A 22,908-nucleotide genomic window follows, 5' to 3' on the forward strand; every position below is an offset into this window, starting at 1 on the left:
TGGCTGCCCCGGCCAGAGACGATTGACCGACTGAGAAAAGGCCAATATGGCATCGGTGTCGTATGACTGGCACCGATGCCGATCGGTTCTTTTTCAGCTTCCCTCCTGTTGGTTGGTACGGGTCATTTCCTTGGTGTTTACAGCTAGCTTCTGGAGCACATGACACGGGCTGCGCTGTTACGTTATTGATCGGCGCCGCAGGGCAACTGGCGTTACGTTAATCATCCCGGTTACCGTGATGATGCCCGAGCTGACGGTGCATCAGGAAATGCATGCCGAGACAGAGTGCCAGGGGCAGCACCAGCCAGGCTCCGCTGGCCAGCGATTGGCCGCGCCACATGAAGAGGAGCACGGCGCCTCCCATCAGCACCAGGCAGGCGGCCATCATCCATTTATGGAGACCCCCGGTATGTGGTGATGGTGCCTTCTGCGGCTCGGCCTCTCTTGAGGGGCGCTTGGTGGAATGTGGCTGTGTCATGAGAGGTCTCCCTTGGCAGGGGACTGGGCCGATTGGGCACCAGTTGAGTGCTCACGGCGGGGTTGCTCCCGCGCATAGCGCCGCTTGAGCAGCAGCGAGTTGCCGATCACCGAGAGCGAACTGGTGGTCATGGCGATCACGCCGATCATGGGGTGCAGCAGGCCGATGGCGGCGATGGGAATGGCGGCCACGTTATAGGCGCTGGCCCAGATCAGGTTCTGGACGATCTTGCCGAAGGTGGCACGGGAGAGGTGCATGGCGTCCACCACGGCAGTGAGCTCGCCGCGTACCAGGGTCACATCCGCCGCTTCGATGGCCACGTCGGCGCCGGCGCCGATGGCGATGCCCACGTTGGCCTGGGTCAGCGCCGCAGCGTCGTTGATGCCGTCGCCGACCATGGCCACGTGGTTGCCGTGCTTCTCCTGCAGCGCACGGATGGCCTCGACCTTGCCTTCCGGCAGCACGCCGGCCTGGACCTCGTCGATGCCCACCTCGTCCGCCACGGCACGGGCGGCGCGTTCGTTATCGCCGGTAATCATCACCACGTGCAGGCCCAGCTCGTGCATGCCGCGAATGGCCTCGACCGACTCCTGCTTGAGGGTATCGGCCACCGCTACCAGACCCAGGGCCTTGCCGTCGGCGGCGACGATCACCACGGTGCGGCCCTTGTCCTCGAGTGCCTGCATGTCGTCGGCCAGGTCGTCGAGGCCGGTCACACCTTCCTCTTCGAGCAGGCGGCGATTGCCGATCAGCACGGTTTCCTCGCCGACCTTGCCCGAGACACCGCGCGCCCCGGTGGAACGGAACTCGCTGACCTCACCGGGCGGGACGTCGCGTTCCCGGGCACCGTCGACGATGGCTCGAGCGATGGGATGCTCCGAGGCGTTCTCCACGCTCCCCGCCAGGGTCAGCAGGCGCTCCTCGTCGACACCCTCGGCGGTCACCACCTCGGTGAGCCGGGGCTCGCCGCGGGTAATGGTCCCGGTCTTGTCTAGCACCATCACCTTGACGTCCTTGAAGGTCTGGATCGCCTCGCCGGAACGGATCAGGATGCCACGCTCGGCACCAATGCCGGAGCCGACCATCAGCGCCGTGGGGGTGGCCAGGCCCAGGGCGCAGGGGCAGGCAATGACCAGCACGGCAATGGCGGCGAGAATCGCCAGTACCGGCGTAGCGGCCTCGGGGTTCACCCAGGGTAGGAAGGTCGCGCCCCAGTCGAGGATCGGCCGCAACGCATCCGGGAATAGCGCCCAGGCTGCGAGGCTCACCAGGGCAATGGCCAGTATCGCCGGCACGAAGCGACCGGTCATGCGATCGGCGAATTCCTGGATTGGCACCCGCGAGCCTTGTGCCTGGTCGATCAGGCGCACCACCTGGGAGAGGAAGGTATCGCCGCCGACGCGGGTGGCCTTGACCCGCAGGCGCCCCTCCTTGTTGATGGTGGCACCGATCACGCTGTCGCCGGTGCTCTTGTAGACCGGTATCGACTCGCCGGTGGCGATGGACTCGTCGAGATGGCTCTCGCCCTCGACCACCTCGCCGTCGGTGGGAATCTTGTCGCCGGGTCGCACGATCATGATGTCGCCCGGGGCAAGCTCCTTCACCGGTACCTCGACCTCCTCGCCATCGCGCTCCACCCGCGCGGTCTTGGCGCCCAGGGTCATCAGGCGTCGGATGGCCTGGGAGGCGCGGCCCTTGGCCAGGGCCTCCAGGTAACGCCCCAGCAGGTGGAAGGTCATGATGGTGGCGGCCATCTCGATGAACGAGGTCATCGGGTAGACGAAGCCGACCAGGCCGATCAGATAGGGCGGCAGGCTACCCATGGAGATCAGCACATCCATGTTAAAGGTGCCGTTCTTCAGCGAGCGCCAGGTCGACTTGTGGGTGGCGATACCGCCGTAGAGGAACACCACCGGGAAGGCCAGCACGGCGATGATGGCGAGATACCCCGGGATTGGCTGCCAGAACATGTGCGGCATCATCAGCAGCATGATCAGGGTGGTGGGCACTGCGGCGATGATCAGCCGCTTGCGCGCCTGGGAGAGGTAGGCCTCCTCGATCTCGGCGTCGCTGTCGGCGTCCTCCGCCTCGTCGGTCTGCACGGCGGCCACATCGTAGCCGGCCCCTTCCACCGCGCTCTTGAGCGCATCGCCATCGGGTCCATCGGTGGTGACGGTCACTGATACGTGATGGCTGGCGATATTGGTGTCGATCGATTCGACACCCTCGAGCCGCTCCAGGGTGCTGCGGATGATACCGGCGCAGTGGTCCGAGCCCATGCCGGGAACGGTCAAGCGGACCTCTTGCTTGCCACTACCACCACTCACGGCGGCCACGTCATAGCCGGCGCCCTCGACGGCTTCCTTCAAGGTATCGCCGTCGGGTCCCCCTTCCTCGAGGGTCACGCTGACATGGTGGTTGGCGATGTTGGTCTGGATCTCGCCCACGCCCTCGAGGCGTTCTAGCGTCTTGCGCACGATGCCGGCACAGTGGTCGCTGCCCATGCCGGGTACCGTCAGGGTGATCGTTCTTGTCGCGGTGTCTCTCATCCTGTATCTCCTGCAGGCGAAGCCGAAGGGGCGGCCCTTCTGTGGCCGCCCTGACGTTCTGGCGCTTCAATCGAAGCGATTCAGTGATGCTCGTCGTGGTCGTCGGGATCGACACCACCCTCGGGTTTCGCCTGTTGCAGCTGCTGAAGCTGCTCATCGGTCATGAGGTCATGCATGACATTTCGCATGCGCACCATCTCGGCCATCATTTCGCCGTGAAGCTCGGCCATCTGGCCATGCAGGGCCTGGACTTCTTCGGGTTCGGGGCGTTCGCCGTGCATCTCGGCCATCAGGTCGTCGCGCAGGTTCATCAGGCGTCCCATGCGCTCGAACTGGGCGGGGCGGTGTTGCTGCATCAGTTCACGCATCTCTTCGCGCTGCTCCGGCTCGAGCATTTCCTGCATCATGCCCATGCCGGCACCGCCCATCATCGGGCAGGGCATCATCCCGCCGCCCATCATGCCCTTCATCATGCCGGGCCCCATGCCGCCCTGGCCGCCGTCCATCATTCCACCCATCATGCCGCTTCCTTTATCGGGCTGAATGGTCGGCATGCTCTGGGCGAGGGCGACGCCGCTGCCACTGGCAACGAGTACCAGGGCGAGTCCGAGGGCGAGAGTGTGCTTGCGAATCTTCATGATCGTTCTCCTGACGAGCTGTTGGGTCCATTCAAGCCTTTTGCTTACATTATTTCGGCTACGTGCTGCACACAGGTCAATCCCATGCAGCAACCGCCGGGGTAACGCGATGGTTCCAGTGTGGCGCCTGCCTACAGGTCTCGGGCCCGGTTGGATTGCTGGGCAAGGCGCATCGCCTCGTGTTCCTCCAGCTTCAAGAGCTCGCGAACGAGATCCCGGGCCTCGGGGATCTCAGCGCGTCCTTCCAGGTAGCGATACAGCGCGATGACCTGATCATGCAGCGAGAAGACTTCCCGGCAGATATCATCGAAGCTCATCTCGGCATAGGGGGAACTGCACGCCTGATGAGGGGTGATCGGGGCATGGGACAGGTAGTCGTAGACCCAGGTGTGCAGGGCCTTGGGGTCCGCCTGTTTCTCGAAGCTGGCCACGGTTTTTTCCAGGGCCGCCTCGTGGTCGGCGAGATACTCCAGCAGCCACTTGGCCCGGGCTTCCTCCTGCTGGGTGGCACAGTGCTTGAAGCACTCCGCCAGATGGGCATGCAACTGCCGGGTCCAGTCGATCAGGTCATGAAAGGTCTCGATTTTCATACATTGCGCTCCCATAGCGGGTTGCTCTATCGGTATTGGCTGTTAACTGGGTCGGCTTCGGCTTGGTTACTCGTTATCGCTCCACCATGCCCTGCCATAGAAGCCGTGAAACCCCATCTCGCACAGGCTGTCGCGGGTGGTGCCGGCAAGCGTCAGCGTCGACGCAATCGACCCACTCATGAAGGCCTCCCACTGCCGAAAAGGGTTGGTGTCGTCGAGCGGGGCCCGTGCAGGTTCCGTAATGTCCGCCAGCCACTTCACACCGCTCATCCATGGGGAAAAGCGTTCCGAGAACATTAGCCGGCTTGTGCGCGCCGGATGCAGCTGGCGAAGCGTCTCCGCCAACCAGGGATTGACGGCCAGGCGGACCCAGGGCCCGACGAAGGTCTCGTAGAGCGCCACATTGTGCTCAGAGAGCGCGCGCACTCGATCGAACGCCGGGGCCTGGTCGGGATAGTCCAGGTCCTCCACTCGACGCTCCTCGAAGCGCACCTGGAACTGGGGCTTGTGGCAGTCGGGGTCGCCTGTGGGGTTGTCGATGCACATTTCGTAGAGGCCGGGGGCCAGGTCATTCAGCTCGCCGACACTCTCGAGGATCGCCCGGTGCTCGAGGCGCGCCACCTTGGAGGAGACGAAGATGCCCAGATGCCCGACGTGGGGATTGAGCAGGTAGACGATGCGCTGTCCGGCGGCCTTGAGCGCTTCCGTGCTCGGATAGACCGCCGGGATCCAGTTCAGCGCCTGATGGGGTGGGGTGATGTTGTCGCCGCCTGAGGCGAAGATCACCAGCGGATTGCGGATACGCCGCAGGTCGACGCTGCAGCCTGGACAGACTTGCAGCTCGCCACGTTCGAGCTGGTTGCCGACGAAGAGATTCTCGACGATGGCGGTGATCTCCTCCTTGCTCAGTGCGTAGAAGCCCGTCCACCAGCGCTCGAACTCCAGGAAGCGTTCGCGCTGGCCGTCGATGTCGGCGAACAGCTGGTAGTCCTTCTGCCACAGGGTATTGGCCGGCTTGAGCGATTCGAAGTTGGCGGCCAGGTGGGCGCCATCGAAGCGGCCACCGCCCAGATCGGCCAACAGGTGCGTCAGCCAGGCGCCGCCCAGCAGCCCGCCGGCCAGGCGCATGGGGTTGACGCCGGAGTCACCCGACCAGTAGGAGAGCGGCGAGCCATTGAGCACTGCTGGCCCCACCAGGCCCTCGCAGTCGGCGGAGAGCAGTGCGATGGCCCAGCCTGCCTGGCAGTTGCCGTAGAGCACGGGCGGCCGGTCGGGATGCCGTTCGGCCACCGTCTCTACGAAGCGGCGCAGCACGTGCAACACATCCTCCAGGGTCTGGCCAGGCAGGGGTTCGGGGAAGAAGATCACGAAGTAGACCGGGTGCCCTTCGTGGAGCGCCATGCCGACCTCGGAGTCGCGCTTGAAGCCGCCGATGCCCGGGCCGTGGCCGGCGCGCGGATCGACGATGATCACCGGCGGCTTGACGGGATCGAGGCAGTCCTCCAGGCAATCATCGCCCACTCGGGTGATCCGCAGCAGGGCATAGTTGGCGGGGCGTGGCAGGTGCCGACCATCGAGGACCGTTTCGTAGTCGAAGTCGAGCAGCGGTGGCTTGCCGGCCCGCTCGTGTTCGAGCATGTTGTTGGCGCGCTCTCGAAGAGTGTCCAGGTAGCGCACGCTACGTTGCCATAGGTCGAGCTGATAGGCGGCCAGGTCGAATGGCCATGATCCGGGGAACGGGGGAGTGAGGTGCCCCGGATCCAGCGATTCTCCTGTAGCCGCTCTGCTTGCTGGCCGGGTTACGGCGTGGTGGGTAGGAAGGGCTGCTGCTGACACGTTTCTCACTCCTTGGCTATTGATGGTCGGGCTGAAGAGGGCCCATGCAATACGACAGACGTCACATGGATCGGCCTCGGGAACCCGTGGCTCGCAGGCGTGGAATGAATCTCGGCGTTCGGGCCGCATACGCTTGCCATTCATCACCGAACTGGCTAGCTACCTCGCGTTCTTCATGGATTGCCAGGCGTGAATACATCCACACCAGCACCGGGAACATGGCCAGGGTCAGCAGGGTGGGCCACTGCAGCAGGAAACCGGCCATCACCAGCACGAAGCCGGCGTACTGCGGATGCCGGACATGGGCGTAGAGTCCAGTGGTCGCCAGCTCTCCCCGCTGCTGGGCGGCATAGAGCACCCGCCACCCGGCGGCGATGAGCCAGAATCCCGCGGCGATGAACACCATGCTGAGCAGATGGAAGGGCCCGAAGTGTGGGTTGGCCTGCCAGCCGAACAGCATCTCCAGCAGGTGCCCCGCATCGTGGCTGAACCAGTCCACCTCCGGGAAGCTCGACTGCAGCCAGCCGGAGAGGAAGTAGAGGGTCAGCGGAAAGCCGTACATCTCCGTGAACAGCGCCACCAGGAAGGCGCTGAAGGCCCCGAGCGAGCGCCAGTCGCGGCGCGTCTGCGGCTTGAAGAAGCTGAAGGCGAAGAAGATGAAGATCGCTGAGTTGAGAATGACCAGGCCCCATAGGCCATAGGCGGATACGTCATCACTCATCGCGTCCTCCCTTGTGCTCATCATGCCCGCCATGACCCCCGTGGCCTCCATGCCCGCCGTGCATGAACACATGCATCAGCGGACAGGCGAGCAGGATCAGCCAGGGCAGGGCACCGAGCAGGTGCACCTTGTGTTCCTCCCAGAGGAGGAATCCCATCATCACCAGGGCGAGCGCTACCATGAGCCAAAAGGTGCCCTTGCTGGGTCCTCGCTCCAGCCACCCCTTTTCGTCATTCATGGTCAGATCCTTAATCGACATAGATGTATGTAACGATGAAGAAGCCCAATGCTGAATATTTATTGGAAATGGATGGTTGATATACGGACTTTTTCTTTTCGCTTTTAATAGGTTGCTATTGACAAAATAAGGCTAAAAGCTGAAATGAAGCTGAATATGAAGATCAATCCATGACAATTTTTTGAGATCACGAAACCGAAGCTTTCGACCAGCCTCAGGAAGAAATTTGACCAACTGAGCCAGGTGAAGCCCGGTAGAAAGCGCGCCCAGCTTTCATATACCGCTTCGAAGCCAACACCCTGAATCCGTGAGACCGGCACCCTAAAACGCTTCTAACTCGCTGATGTGCATGGCAATATAGCCGATATCGCCGTTCACCCGGACCGTCCCATGCCCAACGTCACGTTTCGCGCCAGTCGCCGCACTCTCACCAGCCATGCCGGGCTGTCGATCATCGGCCAGTGCCTCGAGATCGCCGGCGTCGATAGCCTCGATGCGCACCTGCCCACCACCCTGGGCATACCCAGCAGCGACGTGCTCAAGAGCTACCTGGGCCTGCTGTGCCTGGGCATGAGCGACTTTGACGCCATCGAGAATTTCCGCCGTGATAAGCCCTTCCGGCAATTGCTGGATATTCACAAGGTGCCGAGCGCCGCGACGCTACGTCAGCGCATGGAGAAACCCGCCGTCTGTGGTCTACAGGCTCAGCTTCCGGCCCTGTCCACCACCCTGCTGTCGCTGGTCGAGGCGCCCATCACTGCCCACGAGGGGTATGTGTGCCTGGACATCGACACCTTCGTCATGGACAACAGCAACTCCAAGAAAGAAGGCGTCTCGCGGACCTACCAGAAGGTTGACGGCTACACCCCGATCGCCGCCTATCTGGGCAACGAAGGCTGGTGCCTGGGCCTGGAACTGCGCCCCGGTAAGCAGCACACCATGAAGGAGAGCAATGCCTTCCTGGCGCGGGTGCTGCCCCGTGCCCGAGGCCTGACCGAGCAACCGATCCTGCTGCGAGAAGACAGCGGCTTCGACAGCAAGGCCCATCTGGCGTTGATCGAGCAGCACCGCCAGGCGTTTGCCGACGACGGTCGAAAGCTCGACTATATCGTCAAATGGAACCCGCGCGGCACGGCCAAGGCCGATCAGGACACCTGGCTTGCAGTGGCGGCGGATTATTGGGAAGAACTGCGCCCTGGCAAGCGCCAAGCGCTGTGGACCCAGACCGTCTCGATCCGCGACGAGGCCAAGGTCGAATACGTGGTCAAGCGCGTGATGCGTCTGGTGGAGCGCACCGCCGATCACGATGGCCAACTGCTGCTCGAACCCGACTATGAGCTGGAAGGCTGGTGGACCAGCCTGGACGAGGCGCCGGAGGCGGTGATCAAGCGCTACCAGGCGCATGCCACCCACGAGCAGTTCCACAGCGAGATCAAGACCGATCTCGACCTGGAGCGGCTGCCCTCGGGCAAGTTCGCCACCAACGACCTGATCCTGCACCTCGCCCAGCTGGCCTACAACATCCTGCGCCTGATGGGGCAGCTGGGCATGACCGGCGAGCTGAGCCCGGTTCGCCACCCGGCCAAGCGGCGCCGGATACGCACCGTGCTGCAGGAACTGGTCCATCGTGCCGCCGTGGTGATCCACAAGGCACGCCAGATCATCCTCGACTTCGGCCAGGACATCGGGCGCATGACGGTGCTCAAGACCCTGCGAGCCCGACTGCGTTACCCGCGAGGCTCGCCATGCTGATCGTCGACCGACAACAACGCTATCCACAGGCACTTCCGAGCGACACGCGATCGCCAGAGTCTATCGTGCCCGGCGGGTAGAAATGCATGAACAAAAGGGGCCGTCGGCGCCGGCCGATGACGGCAATTGTCGGCCATGACAGGCTCGCGGTGGTCGATCGTGGCGGGGTGGATGGTCAAAAAATGCCGACTGGCAGTGATAGGGAAAGTGTCAGCGCCGACTTCACGGATTCAGGAACACATAAGCCCGGGATATTCATGAGGGAGTACTGAAAACGAAAATAGCGAATAGTAAACTCCAAGGAAATCAGTCAGTTTTGGAAAGAACACGATTCCAAGAGGCCATTCGCGCCATCGCACCACCAGCGACAGCGGTGCCTTGCTGCTGCGCGAAGCCCTCGACAACAGCGGCGTGATCGCCGCCCTTGAGGAGCATCTGGTCGACCAGCGCGATCCGGATCACGTCCGCCACAGTTTGGCCAGTCAGCTCCGCACCGTGATATGGCCATGTCTGTGAGCGACATCTCTCTCCTTGAGCGCGACACCCATGTCGCGATCATCTGGCGTCTCCCCGGCCGATAGGTAATTCTGACGTGTCAGATCACGACGCCTCGCGGTATTTTCAGGACAGACTTGCCTGATTGCGACAGCCAGATCCCGGTGGGCGGCCTGATACCGACATAACAACAGCCTGTGACAACAACAATCCAAGCAAGACCTAAAGGAGTCCCCCATGACGACCCCTTCCCAGGCGCCGAAAAAGTCGGCCGCACCCCAGACCATCGGCTTCCTGCTGCTGGAAAACTTCACCCTCTTCTCCCTGGCCTCGGCCATCGAGCCGTTGCGCATGGCCAACCAGCTGGCCGGTCGGGAGCTCTATCGCTGGTTCACCCTGAGCCTCGATGGTGAGCCGATCTCCGCCAGCGATGGCCTTAAGGTCACGCCGGATGCGGCGACCACGGTGCCGCTGGCGCTGGACATGGTGGTGGTCTGTGGGGGAGTGGGGCCGGCGCGCGCGGTGCAGCGTGAGCATGTCGTCTGGCTGCAGGGCCAGGCGCGCCTCTCCCGTCGGCTGGGGGGGATCTGTACCGGCAGCTGGGCGCTGGCCAAGGCGGGGCTGCTGGATGGCTACGAAACCAGCGTCCACTGGGAGTGCCTGGCCGCCATGCGGGAGTCCTTTCCCCGCGCGCTGCTGACGACCCGGCTGTTCTCCATCGACCGCGAAAGGGCCACTGCCTCGGGCGGAACAGCCCCCCTGGACATGATGCTCACGCTGATCGGGCGGGATCACGGCCGCGAGCTATCAGCGGGAATTTCCGAGATGTTCGTCTGTGATCGGGTGCGCGGTGAGCAGGATCAGCAGCGCGTGCCGCTCAAGCATATTCTCGGTACGACCCAGCCCAAACTGCTGGAAATCGTGGCGCTGATGGAATCCAACCTCGAGGAGCCCATAGGGCTCGAGGAACTGGCGGCCTATGTCGGTGTGTCGCGTCGCCAGCTGGAGCGGCTATTCCAGAAGTACTTGCTCTGCTCCCCGTCGCGTTACTACCTAAAGCTGCGCTTGACCCGCGCTCGACAGCTGCTCAAACAGACCTCGATATCGATCATCGAGGTGGCATCTGCCTGTGGCTTTGTCTCCACCCCGCACTTCTCGAAATGCTACCGGGAGTTCTTCGGCCAGCCGCCTCGAGACGAACGGCTGGGCGCGAGTTCCGTTATTAGGTTGCCGGTACCGGCGCCATGCGAGCAGGTGGGCGCCAACCTGGAACTGTTGTCTTTCGAGGTTTATCCGGCCGAGCCGGTCTCCACGGCGATCAAGGCTCTCGATCAGGCGCGTGGCGAGCCGACCTACGCCAGCGTCCTGCTGCGCTCCTGACCGCGGCTTCCTCACTCCTTCTGCAGCACTCTTCACCATGCCGGCCCGTCACGGGTCGGCATGATTTCGTTGTGCGTCGTGCCCGCGACAGTCATGACGTTTTTGGAATTCTCGTCGTCGTTTCCAGGCGCCGAGCCGGTGTGGGCTGGCGCTATGCTGCCGTCAAGTCGAATACACCCCGGAGCGGCACACATGACCCCAAGAGAGCTGCACGACGACGCCATCGTCATCGATGGCCTGATCATCGCCAAATGGAACCGTGAACTGTTCGAGGACATGCGTCGTGGCGGCCTGACGGCGGCCAACTGCACGGTGTCTGTCTGGGAAGGATTCCAGGCCACGGTCGACAACATCGTCAGATCCAACGCGTTGATGGCCGAGTGCAGCGACCTCGTCCGCCCCGTGCGCACGACTGCCGACATCACTCGAGCCAAGGAAGAAGGCAAGACCGGTATCCTCTATGGCTTCCAGAACGCTCACGCCTTTGAGGACCAGATCGGCTATGTGGAGGTCTTCAAGCAGCTGGGCGTAGGCATCGTGCAGATGTGCTACAACACCCAGAATCTGGTGGGTACCGGCTGCTACGAGCGCGATGGCGGGCTTTCCGGTTTCGGTCGCGAGATCGTTGCCGAGATGAATCGCGTCGGCATCATGTGTGACCTTTCCCATGTCGGCGAGACCACCTCGAAGGAAGTCATCGAGGCCTCCGAGAAGCCGGTCTGCTACTCCCACTGCCTGCCATCCGGGCTCAAGGAACATCCGCGCAACAAGTCTGACGCCGAGCTCAAGTTCATCGCCGACCGCGGCGGCTTCGTCGGCGTGACCATGTTCACCCCCTTCCTGCGTGCCGGCATCGACGCCACCATCGACGACTACGTCGAGGCCATCGAGTACGTGATGAATATCGTCGGCGAGGACGCCATCGGCATCGGCACCGACTTCACCCAGGGTCATGACCAGGACTTCTTCGAGTGGCTCACCCATGACAAGGGCTACGCCCGTCGCCTGACCCGCTTCGGCAAGATCATCAACCCCGAGGGCATCCGCACCATCGGCGAGTTCCCCAACCTTACCGAGGCGCTCTTGAAGCGCGGAATGACCGAGCCCCAGGTGAGGAAGATCATGGGCGAGAACTGGGTGCGCGTACTGAAAGACGTCTGGGGCGCATGACGATAGCGACCGAGGTATCCCCTTAGCGAGGGGCGCCGGGGGCAGGCCGCAGAGGAGGTCCTACGCCATGGATGGCGTCGGTAGCGTCCAAGGATGGATTCATAGCGCCTCCTCGAAGGCCTTGCTCCCGGGGAACCCCCGACGATTGCCAAGAACAACGATTTTCGAGGATTACGACCGTGACACAGATGGCCCCCGAACTGCCCATCGAAGTGGATAGCGAAACCGGCGTCTGGACCACCGACGCCCTGCCCATGCTCTACGTGCCCCGGCACTTCTTCATCAACAACCATATGGCCGTGGAGGAGGCGCTGGGCGCGGAGGCGTACGCCGAGATTCTCTACCACGCCGGCTACAAGAGCGCCTGGCACTGGTGCGAGAAGGAGGCCGAACTGCATGGGCTCGAGGGAGTGGACGTCTTCGAGCACTACATGAAGCGTCTCTCCCAGCGCGGCTGGGGTCGGTTCATCGTTGAGGCCATCGATCTGGAGGCCGGCACCTGCCAGGTGCGCCTCGAGCACAGCGCCTTCGTCTATCAGCTGGGCAAGGTCGGGCGGAAACTCGAGTACATGTTCACCGGCTGGTTCGCCGGTGCCATGGATCAGATTCTCGCCGCGCGGGGCAGCTCGCTGTGCACCGTCGCCGAGCAGACCCAGAGCGCTGCCGAGGAAGGCTGCGACGTGGGTCGCTTCGTCACCCGTCCGCTCGACACCCCCCGGGGCTGAGGAGTCACCACCATGGCATTCGATGCGATCTTCCAGCCGATCGAGATCGGCAAGCTCACCATCCGCAACCGGGTCGTCAGCACCGCCCACGCCGAGGTCTATGCCACCGACGGCGGCATGACCACCGAACGCTACGTCAGGTACTACGAGGAGAAGGCCAAGGGCGGCTGTGGCCTGTGTATCTGTGGGGGCTCCTCAGTGGTGTCCATCGACAGCCCCCAGGGCTGGTGGAGCTCGGTGAACCTCGCCACCGACCGCATCATTCCGCATTTCCAGAACCTGGCGGATGCCGTCCACAAGCACGGCGGCAAGATCATGATCCAGATCACCCATATGGGGCGCCGCTCCCGCTGGGATGGCTTCGACTGGACGACCCTGCTGTCGCCCTCGGGTATCCGCGAGCCGGTGCACCGCTCCACCTGCAAGACCATCGAGGAGGAGGAGATCTGGCGCATCATCGGCGACTTCGCCCAAGCCGCCCGCCGGGCCAAGGAAGGGGGACTGGACGGCGTCGAGCTCTCCGCCGTGCACCAGCACCTGATCGACCAGTTCTGGAGCCCGCGCGTCAACAAACGTGAGGACCAGTGGGGCGGCAGCTTCGAGAACCGCATGCGTTTCGGCATGGAGGTGCTCAAGGCGGTGCGTGTCGAGGTGGGTGACGACTTTGTGGTCGGCATGCGCATCTGCGGCGACGAGTTCCACCCGGACGGCCTCTCTCACGATGACATGAAGCAGATCGCCGCCTACTACGACGCCACCGGTCAGGTGGACTTCTTCGGCGTGGTCGGCTCCGGCTGCGATACCCACAACTCGCTGGCCAACGTCATCCCCAACATGTCCTATCCGCCGGAGCCCTTCCTGCACCTGGCAGCGGGCATCAAGGAAGTGGTCAGCGTGCCGGTGATCCACGCTCAAAACATCAAGGACCCCAACCAGGCCCAGCGCATCCTCGAGGGCGGCTACGTGGACCTGGTGGGCATGACACGGGCGCATATCGCCGACCCGCACCTGATCGCCAAGATCAAGATGGGCCAGGTCGATCAGATCAAGCAGTGCGTGGGTGCCAACTACTGCATCGACCGCCAGTACCAGGGCCTGGACGTGCTGTGTATCCAGAATGCCGCCACCTCTCGGGAGTACATGGGCCTGCCCCATATCATCGAGAAAAGTGAAGGCACCAAGCGCAAGGTGGTGGTGGTGGGTGGTGGCCCCGGCGGCATGGAGGCGGCCCGCGTCGCCGCCGAGCGCGGCCACGACGTAACCCTGTTCGAGGCCGCGGAGGCGCTGGGCGGTCAGATCACCATCGCCGCCCAGGCCCCGCAGCGCGACCAGATCGCCGGCATTACCCGCTGGTACCAACTGGAACTGGCGCGTCTGAACGTGGATCTGCGCCTGGGCACCCGCGCGGACGAGCCGACCCTGCTCGACCTGCGTCCGGATATCGTGGTGCTGGCCACCGGCGGTCAGCCCTTCCTGAGCCAACACCCGGAGTGGGGCTACTCCGAGAACTCCGAGGAGAGCCTGGTGGTGAGCACCTGGGACGTGCTCTCGGGTAGGGTGGCGCCGGGCAAGAACGTGCTGATCTATGACGCCATCTGCGAATTCTCCGGCGTCTCGGCGGCGGACTATCTGGCCGACAAGGGCGCCAAGGTGGAGATCGTCACCGACGACATCAAGCCGGGCGCGGCGGTGGGTGGTACGACCTTCCCCACCTACTACCGCAGCCTCTACGAGAAGGAGGTGATCATGACCTCCGACCTCGCGCTGCATAAGGTCTATCGCGAGGGCGATTCCCTGGTGGCGGTGCTCGAGAACGAGTACACCGGCGCCCTGGAGGAGCGGGTGGTCGACCAGGTGGTGGTAGAGAACGGCGTGCGTCCCGACGAGGCCCTCTACTACGCCCTGAAGGCGCAGTCTAGCAACAGGGGACAGGTGGATCTGGAGGCGCTCTACGCCATCCAGCCCCAACCCTGCCTGGTGGAGGAGAGCGTTGAGGAGGGCGACGGCTTCCTGCTGTTCCGCCTGGGCGACTGCACTGCGCCGCGCAATACCCATGCGGCGATCTATGATGCCCTGCGGATCTGCAAGGACTTTTAACCCCTAGCCGTAAGCTGTAAGCCGGAAGCGATGAGCGGGGTGAAGTAACTCACCGCTTGCCGCTCAAGGCTTACAGCTCCTCATCGAGGAGAGGTGAGCACCATGCTCGAGACCTTGCTACCGATATTGATCGTCGCCGCCCTGGGCCTGGCAGTGGTCGGCGCCTGGCGGCGTGTTCGCCTGTGGCGCCAGGGGCGTCCCTCTGCCGTGCCGCTCTTCAAGGGGCTGGCCGCCTTGCCGCGTCGCTACCTGGTGGATCTGCACCATGTGGTAGGGCGCGACAAGATGATATCCAACACCCACGTGGCGACCGCCGGTGGTTTCGTGGCGGCCGCCATACTGATGATCCTGGTGCATGGCCTGGGCCTGGGCTCTTCAGAAGGGCCGGGGGGGGTGCTGGGCTGGCTGCTGCTGGCGGCCAGCGCCTGCATGTTTGTGGGCAGCCTCTTCGTGGCTCGGCGCCGTCGCAATCCGCCTGCCCGGCTCTCCAAGGGCCCCTGGATGCGTCTTCCCAAGAGCCTTGCGGCCTTTTCCCTGGGTGTCTTCCTGATCACCCTGCCGACGGTAGGCATCATGCCCACTGACTTCGGTCACTGGATCTTGGCGCTGGTGCTGGCCGCGTTGGTGGTCTGGGGGCTGGGCGAGATGGTCGTCGGCATGACCTGGGGCGGTCCCATGAAGCACGCCTTCGCCGGCGCCCTGCACCTGGCCTTCCATCGCCGCCCCGAGCGTTTCTCCACCAAGGCGGGAGGAGCGGGGCGTTCCAGTGGCCTCAAGGCGCTGGACCTGGAGAAAGAGGCGGCGCCGCTGGGCGTCGAGACGCCTGCTGATTTCACCTGGAATCAGCTGCTGGGCTTCGACGCCTGCGTGCAGTGCGGTCGCTGCGAGGCGGTGTGTCCGGCCTTCGCCGCCGGCCAGCCGCTCAACCCCAAGAAGCTGATCCAGGACATGGTGGTGGGCTTTGCCGGGGGCAGCGACGCCGCCTATGCGGGCTCTCCCCACCCTTCACAAGGGCTTGGGGGAAAACCCATCGGCGAACATCATGGCTCTCCCCATGGCCCGATCGTGGGCCACGGCGGCAAGGCGCTGGTGGATGCCGACACCCTCTGGTCCTGCACCACCTGCCGCGCCTGCGTGGAAGAGTGCCCGATGATGATCGAGCACGTGGACGCCATCGTCGACATGCGCCGCTTCCTGACGCTGGAGCGTGGCGAGACGCCCAACAAGGCCCCGGAGGTGCTCGATAACCTGATCGCCACCGACAATCCCGGCGGTTTCGCCCCCGGTTCTCGCATGAACTGGGCGGCCGACCTCAACCTGCCGCTGATGGCCGACCTGCAACAGGTCGACGTTCTGCTGTGGCTGGGAGATGGCGCCTTCGATATGCGCAACCAGCGCACGCTGCGTGCGCTGGTCAAGGTGCTGCGCGCGGCAGAGGTGGACTTCGCAGTGCTCGGCAACGAGGAGCGGGACAGCGGCGATGTGGCCAGGCGCCTGGGCGACGAGGCGACCTTCCAGTCCCTGGCCAAGCGCAATATCGCCACCCTGGCCAAGTACCGCTTCCAGCAGCTCGTGACCTGCGATCCGCACAGTTTTCATGTGTTGAGCAACGAGTACGGCGCCTTTTATCCGCAAGGGCAGGCCGGCCACTACCGCGTCTGTCACCATAGTACCTATATCGCCGAGCTCTATGATGCGGGTCGGCTGGCCTTCGCGCCCTGGAAGGGTGGCAGCGTCACCTATCACGACCCCTGTTATCTCGGTCGCTACAACGGCGAATACGAGGCGCCGCGCCGGGTCCTCGAGGCACTAGGCATCGAACTCAGCGAGATGCAACGCTCCGGCTTTCGTTCGCGTTGCTGCGGCGGCGGCGGTGGCGCGCCGATCACCGATATTCCCGGCGAACGGCGGATTCCCGATATGCGTATGGACGACGTCAAGGAGACCGGCGCCGCGCTGGTGGCGGTGGGCTGTCCCCAGTGCACCGCCATGCTGGAGGGCGTCGTCGACACCAGCGCCGAGGTGCGCGATATCGCCGAACTGGTGGCCGATGCCCTCGTGGCGCGTCCTGCCGCCGAGGCCCCCTCTCTATCCCGCCAACCCCAGTTAGAGGAGGTGAGCTGATGGGCGAGATTCGTCGCCGCGATCCACGCCGTGAATGGGTCGCTCGCAACCGCCTGCATCCCGAGCATGCCAGCGTACTTGCCGCCCTTGGAGAAATCGGGGGTGGTGGGGCCGCCAGCGAATGGCTGGGCCCTCAGGGGGTCACGCGCAAGAATCCCCACGCCATCGGCTTCATTGGCCCCAATGGCGTCAAGCGTATTGATCGCAGCGGCGCCCAGCAAGGCGGTCAGGCCCCGGGACAAGGCCGTCAGGCCACCCAGGATAACCGCCGCCATGTCGAGATTCCCGATCCCGCCTTTCTTGTGGCGGTAGTGCCGGAACTAGCCGGGGGCCGCCTCTCCAGTCACGACAAGGACCTGCTGGGCCTGGCCCGGCGTCTGGCAGATGCCGACCCGCAGCGCCCCGGTGCCGTGCTGGCCGTAGTGTTCGGTGAGCACAACCGCGAGGGGGGCGGCGAGCTGAAAGAGCAAGGCTTCGGCGAGGCGGGCATCGATCGGATGCTGCATTTTGACGATGACGCCTATGCCGGTTTCGCTCCCGAGGCACGCCTGGCGGCACTGACGGCCGTTGAGAGGGAGCTGGCGCCGCGCCACTGGCTGCTCCCGGACTCGCCCCTGGGCGGTGCCGATCTGGGACGGCGTCTGGCGTTGCGCCTGGGTGAGCGTCCCGCTACCGGGGTCTGGCAGATCGAGGGCGATGTCGCCGCGCCGCTGGGATGGCGCTGCACCGCCCGTGGCGCAGCGGAGAGCCTGGATATCCAGCGCCCGCTGCCGCGCGTCGCCCTCGCCCTGTCCGAGTGCGCCGAGCCGGTGGACGAGACCCGTCACGCGGCCGAGCCGCTGAGCTTGACGACAGCCGTGCCCAGCGCTCTGTCGCGCATCGAGGACCTGGGGCAGGTGGCGGTGGACCCCGCCGGCGTTGCCCTGGCCGAGGCGGAGTTCATCCTGTCAGGGGGCAATGGCGTCAAGGACTGGGGCGGTTTCCATCATGCCGCCAGGGTGCTCGGGGCGACGGAAGGCGCTTCCCGTGTGGCGGTGGATGACGGTTTCATGGGCCGCGATCGTCAGGTGGGCGCTACCGGCACCTGGGTCACCGCCAGGGTCTATCTGGCAGTGGGTATCTCGGGGGCCATTCAGCACCTGCAGGGCATCCAGAGCTGCGACAAGGTGGTGGCCATCAACATGGATCCCGGATGCGACATGATCAAGCGCGCCGACCTGGCGGTGATCGGTGATGCCGCCGAGATCCTTGCCGCGCTGGTCGCCAAGGTGGAACAGCAGCGAGGAGGGCAGCGCGATGCGGCCTGAGCATCAGGGAGTCGAGGTAGTCGTACTGGTCTCGGTGGGGCGTCACCCCATCACCGGGCGTGCCCGCCGTGCCGATCAGGACGCCCGAGGCCTGGAGCTGGCCCTGGGTCTGGAGGCCCGGCTGCCCGGATCACGGATCGGCTTGCTGCACGCCGGCCCGCACCGTGAGGAGAGCGAATCGGCCCTGCGCGGTTACTTGGGTATGACCGCGGGCACGGGGCTGGACAGCCTGACGCTGCTGGAACAGACGGAGGGGGCTGATGCCATTCCGGCTCTGGCCGAGCACTTGGCCGAGGCACTGCCGCAGCTGGTGATCACCGGCACCAGAGCGGAACGGGGCGAAGGGTCTGGGCTGCTGCCCTATGCCCTGGCCGAGTATCTTGGCTGGCCCCTGGTCAACGGCCTGGCGGCGGTGGAGAAGGTAGAGAACGGTGTGGCGACGCTGCTCCAGGCACTGCCTCGAGGCCAGCGCCGGCGCCTGCAGGTGCGCTTGCCCGCCATCTTCAGCGTCGACGCGGCGGCTCCGGCGGCACGCCAGAGTGCGTTCGGCCCGGCCCGCCGGGCCGAGATCGAGGCGACGCCGGTGGCCGCCGAGCTCGATCGTGAGCTAGCTGAGTGGCCGATGGTTCCGTCCCGGAAACGGCCCAAGCGTCTGAAGATCGTCAAGTCGGCCTCGGCAAGGGATCGTTTCAAGGCGGCCGCCGCCAAGGCAGAGGGGGGCAGTGGACAGGTGCTGGAGGGCGTCAGCAGCGAGCAGGGTGCGGAAGCGATCTTCAAGCTGCTGCGTGAGGAGGGCGTCCTGCCTCGCTGATGTTGCAGCCTGCCAAGCGAGACAGCCCCGGCCAGGTGCCGGGGCTGTCGTGTGCTGCGGCCGCATCTTGGCCTTCAAGGCGCGATGCGGGCACTGGCGTCGGTGAAGCCCATCAGGGAAATGTCCAGATCCATGCGGTTTCCACGTGGCCCGATCAGGCTGAGGGTCGCGCTGGTGCCGCTGCGCAGGGATTGTAGCAGCGAGGGCTCGAGCGGCAGGTCGGCACGGCAGCTCTGCTCCAGGCAGACCTGATACGGGAACTGGGCCGGCTGGCCGCCTCCCACGCTCAGCTGCAGGCCCGGAGCGAGACGCACGCCCAGCGGCAGCAGGAAGGTCATCGCCGGGCGACCCTCGAGCTCAGGAGGATAGCCCACGATCACCCGCATCAGGGGGTCGCTGCTGTTCGGGTTGGTGACCAGCTGGCTCATGGTGCAGGCGCCCTGGCTACCGGCGGGCGGGCAGATGACCTCCCAGTCCCGGAATTGCTCAGTGCGGACATCGGCCCCCGGTGTTGCCTGCTGGGCGACGGCATGCGAGCCCAGTGCCAGCAGCGACAGTAGAGCGGTCATGCACAGGCGTCTTGCGAAACGGTTCGACATCGTTGGATTCTCCTTGGCCTCGAGGGCCGTGACGGTACAGAGAGCACAACCATGCCTGTTCGCTCTCCTGAGGTCGACCCCCGGCGCACTGTGGACGGGTTTTGACGGCCTACGAACTGGCGATGTCTCTAAATGGTATGCGGGTGCCTCTGTGGGGCAAGTGGGTTGCCACGAAGGACTTAGGCTGGTGCAGCGGAATCATCCGTCATCACCACGCTGTGAGTGACAACAATATAGAGGAGCCAGCCATGAGTGCAGCCAACCGCGGAGTTATCTACAAGGGCCCGGGTGAAGTCGCCGTCGAGTCCATCGCCTATCCGGAACTCGCCCTGGGCAATCGCAAGTGCGAACACGGCGTGATCCTGAAGGTCGTCACCACCAACATCTGCGGCAGCGATCAGCACATGGTGCGCGGGCGCACTACCGCGCAGCCTGGCCTGGTACTGGGTCACGAGATTACCGGCTTGGTGGTCGAGTGTGGTCGTGACGTTGAATTCATCAAGCCGGGTGATCTGGTGTCGGTGCCGTTCAACATCGCCTGCGGCCGCTGCCGCAACTGCAAGGAAGGCCGGACCGGGATCTGCCTGAACGTCAATCCGGCGCGGCCGGGAGCGGCTTACGGCTACGTGGACATGGGCGGTTGGGTCGGCGGCCAGACCGAGTACGTCATGGTGCCCTACGCGGATTTCAATCTGCTGAAGTTCCCGGATGCCGATCAGGCCATGGAGAAGATCCGGGACCTGACTCTGCTTTCCGACATCTTCCCCACCGGCTTCCACGGCTGTGTGACCGCGGGCGTCGGGCCGGGCAGCACCGTCTATATTGCGGGTGCCGGCCCGGTGGGTCTCGCTGCTGCGGTTTCCGCCCAGCTGCTGGGGGCCGCCTGCGTGATCGTGGGCGACATGATCGAGGAGCGCCTGGCTCAGGCCCGCAGCTTCGGTTGCGAGACCCTCGACTTGACCCAGGAAGGCGACATGGCCGACAGGATCGAAGTGATCCTCGGCGAGCGTGAAGTCGATGCCTTCGTCGACTGTGTCGGCTTCGAAGCTCACGCCTGCGGGTGTAACCATGGCAAGGAAGCGCCCGCCAATGTACTGAACTCGGCGATGCAGCTGACCCGTGCGGGTGGCCAGATCGGCATCCCGGGCCTCTACGTGACTGAAGACCCTGGCGCGGCCGATGATGCCGCCAAGCAGGGGGCCCTGAGCATGCGCTTCGGCCTCGGCTGGGCCAAGTCACATAGCTTCCATACCGGTCAGTGCCCGGTGATGAAGTACCACCGTCCGCTGATGCAGGCGATTCTCTTCGGCAAGGTGAATATTGCCGATGCGGTCAACGTCCAGATGATTACGCTGGACCAGGCGCCTCAGGGATACGCCGACTTCGACGGCGGTGCGGCGAAGAAATTCGTCATGGATCCCCACGGCAGCGTCGCTGTCTGAGCGAGCGGGCCCACCCGGTTCTTGGGTGGGCCTATGCTGCCATGTAGGAGATAGCCGACGGCGAGATATGCCGAGAGCGACATCCTCATGTCCATTCGCTCACCGGCCCTGCACCCGGTCATTGTCCTGACGCCGGGCGAGTGACACCATTCCGATGATGCCCGTCGTTGTCCGCGAGGGGCAGCATCTGTCGATATCGCGTCACCTCACAAGCACAACAACGAGCATGCCATGACCGTCGAGACCGTCACTCCCCCGCGCCGTTTCCGCGGCAGGCCCCGTGGCCGCGACCTGCCTCCCGTTGCCCTGGCCTCGCTGCGCCAGCTGCTCGGCGACGAGCGCAGCGACCCGGGGTTGCGGCGACGCGACCTGCTGATCGAGCACCTGCACGCCCTCCAGGACGCCCACGGCCACCTGTCGCTGGTGGCGCTGCGGGCGCTGGCCACCTACATGAACCTGCCCATGGCGGCGGTCTACGAGACGGCGACCTTCTACGCTCACTTCGACGTGGTGCACGACGACCAGGTGCCGCCCCCGGAGGTGACGGTGCGGGTCTGCGACTCGCTCTCTTGCCAGTTGGCCGGCGCCGCCACCCTCGAGGCCGAGCTCAAGGCGGGCGTCGACCCGCAGGCGGTGCGTGTGGTGCGGGCGCCCTGCATGGGCCGCTGCGAGACGGCGCCGGTGGTGGAGGTGGGGCACCATCATGTGCTGTTTGCCACCGCCGAGGGGGTAGAGGCGGTGGTGGATACCGGCCATTTCCATCCCGAGACGATCGTCTGGCAGCGCCTGGCGGACTATCGTGCCGAGGGCGGCTTCGGGCTGCTCGCCGACTGCCGTGCGGGTCGCGTCACGGTCGAGGCGCTGATGGAGACGCTCGAACACTCCAACCTGCGCGGCCTGGGTGGCGCCGGCTTCCCCACCTTCAAGAAGTGGTATTTCGTGCGCCAGGAGCCAGGGCCGCGCTACTGCGCGATCAACGCCGACGAGGGCGAACCCGGCACCTTCAAGGACCGTTACTACCTGGAGCGCTCGCCGCATTGCTTCCTCGAGGGCGCCCTGGTCAGCGCCTGGGCGGTGGAGGCCGAGGCGCTGTATATCTACCTGCGCGATGAGTACCCCGGCCTGCACCGTGTTCTCGGTGAGGCGATCAATGAGCTCGAGGCCGCCGGGCTGGTCGAGCCTGGTTACGTCGTGCTGCGCCGCGGCGCCGGCGCCTACATCTGCGGCGAGGAGTCGGCGATGATCGAGTCGCTGGAAGGCAAGCCGGGCAAGCCGCGCCACCGCCCGCCCTTCGTCGCCCAGAAGGGGCTCTTCGGCCAGCCGACCCTGGTCAACAACGTCGAGACCGTCTACTGGATCCCGCGGATCTGGGAGAAGGGCGCCGACTGGTTCGCGGGCCACGGCCGCCACGGCCGGAACGGGCTGCGTAGCTTCTCGCTCTCCGGCCGGGTGCGTCGCCCCGGGGTCCACCTGGCCCCCGCCGGCATTACGCTCAACGAGCTGATCGAGGAGTACGGCGGGGGCATGGCCGAGGGACATCGCCTGGCCGGCTACCTGCCCGGCGGTGCCTCCGGGGGGATACTCCCGGCAAGCAAGTCGGATATTCCTCTGGACTTCGATACCTTGCAGGCCGAGGGCTGCTTTATCGGCTCGGCGGCGGTGATCGTTGTGTCGGATCAGGACGACCTGCGCGCCGTTGCCACCAACCTGCTGGCCTTCTTTGCCGACGAATCCTGCGGCCAGTGCACGCCCTGCCGGGTGGGCACCGAGAAGATGCTGGGCCTGTTGGAGCGTGACGAGTGGCACGTCGAGGAACTCGAGCGGCTGTCCCAGGTGATGATGGATGCCTCCATCTGTGGCCTGGGCCAGGCGGCGCCCAATCCGGTGCTGGGGCTGCTCAAGGATTTCCGCGGCGAGCTTGCCAGCCAGAACCTGATCGTCAAGGGGTAAGGGAGA

18 protein-coding genes and 1 pseudogene are annotated in these 22,908 nt (G+C 64.8%); 11 read left to right on the top strand and 8 right to left on the bottom strand.

What is annotated here, in order from left to right:
• Nucleotides 1–217: 217 nt before the first annotated feature.
• The 7 genes from U5L98_RS02670 to U5L98_RS02700 form a co-directional block, all read right to left on the bottom strand.
• Complete coding sequence (locus tag U5L98_RS02670) at nucleotides 218–478, bottom strand: hypothetical protein (protein WP_322556799.1); 261 nt, start codon at nucleotides 476–478, stop codon at nucleotides 218–220.
• Nucleotides 475–3,027, bottom strand: coding sequence for a heavy metal translocating P-type ATPase (locus U5L98_RS02675; protein ID WP_322556800.1), 2,553 nt, complete (start codon nucleotides 3,025–3,027; stop codon nucleotides 475–477). Before U5L98_RS02675 ends, U5L98_RS02670 begins: the two co-directional genes overlap by 4 nt.
• 80 nt (nucleotides 3,028–3,107) lie before the next feature.
• Nucleotides 3,108–3,665, bottom strand: a complete 558-nt coding sequence (locus U5L98_RS02680) for a Spy/CpxP family protein refolding chaperone (RefSeq protein ID WP_322556801.1) — start codon at nucleotides 3,663–3,665, stop codon at nucleotides 3,108–3,110.
• 131 nt (nucleotides 3,666–3,796) lie between these two features.
• The gene (locus U5L98_RS02685) at nucleotides 3,797–4,255 is read right to left on the bottom strand and encodes an ATPase (RefSeq protein WP_322556802.1); all 459 of its coding nucleotides are present in this window, start codon (nucleotides 4,253–4,255) and stop codon (nucleotides 3,797–3,799) included.
• A 66-nt stretch (nucleotides 4,256–4,321) separates the two neighbouring features.
• The gene (locus U5L98_RS02690) at nucleotides 4,322–6,091 is read right to left on the bottom strand and encodes a DUF3141 domain-containing protein (RefSeq protein WP_322556803.1); all 1,770 of its coding nucleotides are present in this window, start codon (nucleotides 6,089–6,091) and stop codon (nucleotides 4,322–4,324) included.
• Between the two features lie 61 nt (nucleotides 6,092–6,152).
• Entirely contained in the window at nucleotides 6,153–6,812 is a 660-nt protein-coding gene (locus tag U5L98_RS02695) for an isoprenylcysteine carboxylmethyltransferase family protein (RefSeq protein ID WP_322556804.1), read from the bottom strand.
• Nucleotides 6,805–7,050 (bottom strand): DUF2933 domain-containing protein, encoded by a 246-nt coding sequence (locus U5L98_RS02700; RefSeq protein WP_322556805.1) that lies wholly within the window; start codon nucleotides 7,048–7,050, stop codon nucleotides 6,805–6,807. Before U5L98_RS02700 ends, U5L98_RS02695 begins: the two co-directional genes overlap by 8 nt.
• A gap of 390 nt (nucleotides 7,051–7,440) precedes the next feature.
• On the opposite strand from U5L98_RS02700, the gene U5L98_RS02705 reads away from it, so the two are divergent.
• From U5L98_RS02705 to U5L98_RS02745, 9 genes and pseudogenes are all read left to right on the top strand, one after another.
• Entirely contained in the window at nucleotides 7,441–8,802 is a 1,362-nt protein-coding gene (locus U5L98_RS02705) for an IS1380 family transposase (RefSeq protein WP_322556806.1), read from the top strand.
• Nucleotides 8,803–9,132: 330 nt separating this feature from the next.
• Nucleotides 9,133–9,303: pseudogene (locus U5L98_RS02710) on the top strand (IS1380 family transposase); the annotation flags it as partial.
• Between the two features lie 231 nt (nucleotides 9,304–9,534).
• Nucleotides 9,535–10,677, top strand: coding sequence for a GlxA family transcriptional regulator (locus U5L98_RS02715; protein ID WP_322556807.1), 1,143 nt, complete (start codon nucleotides 9,535–9,537; stop codon nucleotides 10,675–10,677).
• A gap of 192 nt (nucleotides 10,678–10,869) precedes the next feature.
• Nucleotides 10,870–11,847: a dipeptidase gene (locus U5L98_RS02720; RefSeq protein ID WP_322556808.1), complete on the top strand. Its 978-nt coding sequence runs from the start codon at nucleotides 10,870–10,872 to the stop codon at nucleotides 11,845–11,847.
• Between the two features lie 179 nt (nucleotides 11,848–12,026).
• Nucleotides 12,027–12,572, top strand: a complete 546-nt coding sequence (locus U5L98_RS02725) for a DUF5943 domain-containing protein (protein WP_322556809.1) — start codon at nucleotides 12,027–12,029, stop codon at nucleotides 12,570–12,572.
• Between the two features lie 12 nt (nucleotides 12,573–12,584).
• Nucleotides 12,585–14,669 (top strand): dimethylglycine demethylation protein DgcA, encoded by a 2,085-nt coding sequence (gene dgcA / locus U5L98_RS02730; RefSeq protein WP_322556810.1) that lies wholly within the window; start codon nucleotides 12,585–12,587, stop codon nucleotides 14,667–14,669.
• Nucleotides 14,670–14,771: 102 nt separating this feature from the next.
• The gene (locus tag U5L98_RS02735; protein ID WP_322556811.1) at nucleotides 14,772–16,793 is read left to right on the top strand and encodes a (Fe-S)-binding protein; all 2,022 of its coding nucleotides are present in this window, start codon (nucleotides 14,772–14,774) and stop codon (nucleotides 16,791–16,793) included.
• A complete protein-coding gene (locus tag U5L98_RS02740; RefSeq protein ID WP_322556812.1) occupies nucleotides 16,793–18,100 on the top strand; it encodes an electron transfer flavoprotein subunit alpha/FixB family protein in 1,308 nt (435 codons plus the stop codon). Before U5L98_RS02735 ends, U5L98_RS02740 begins: the two co-directional genes overlap by 1 nt.
• Nucleotides 18,090–18,911, top strand: coding sequence for an electron transfer flavoprotein subunit beta (locus U5L98_RS02745; protein ID WP_322556813.1), 822 nt, complete (start codon nucleotides 18,090–18,092; stop codon nucleotides 18,909–18,911). The genes U5L98_RS02740 and U5L98_RS02745 overlap by 11 nt, the downstream gene beginning before the upstream one ends.
• Nucleotides 18,912–18,985: 74 nt before the next feature.
• Here U5L98_RS02745 and U5L98_RS02750 read toward each other — a convergent pair whose 3' ends face one another.
• Nucleotides 18,986–19,510, bottom strand: a complete 525-nt coding sequence (locus U5L98_RS02750) for an invasion associated locus B family protein (RefSeq protein WP_322556814.1) — start codon at nucleotides 19,508–19,510, stop codon at nucleotides 18,986–18,988.
• Between the two features lie 248 nt (nucleotides 19,511–19,758).
• On the opposite strand from U5L98_RS02750, the gene fdhA reads away from it, so the two are divergent.
• Nucleotides 19,759–20,952, top strand: a complete 1,194-nt coding sequence (gene fdhA / locus U5L98_RS02755) for a formaldehyde dehydrogenase, glutathione-independent (protein WP_322556815.1) — start codon at nucleotides 19,759–19,761, stop codon at nucleotides 20,950–20,952.
• A 231-nt stretch (nucleotides 20,953–21,183) separates the two neighbouring features.
• Nucleotides 21,184–22,902, top strand: coding sequence for an NADH-ubiquinone oxidoreductase-F iron-sulfur binding region domain-containing protein (locus U5L98_RS02760; RefSeq protein WP_322556816.1), 1,719 nt, complete (start codon nucleotides 21,184–21,186; stop codon nucleotides 22,900–22,902).
• Nucleotides 22,903–22,908: the final 6 nt, after the last annotated feature.

The sequence above is a fragment of the Halomonas sp. genome (genome assembly GCF_034520545.1).
Lineage (GTDB): Bacteria > Pseudomonadota > Gammaproteobacteria > Pseudomonadales > Halomonadaceae > Halomonas.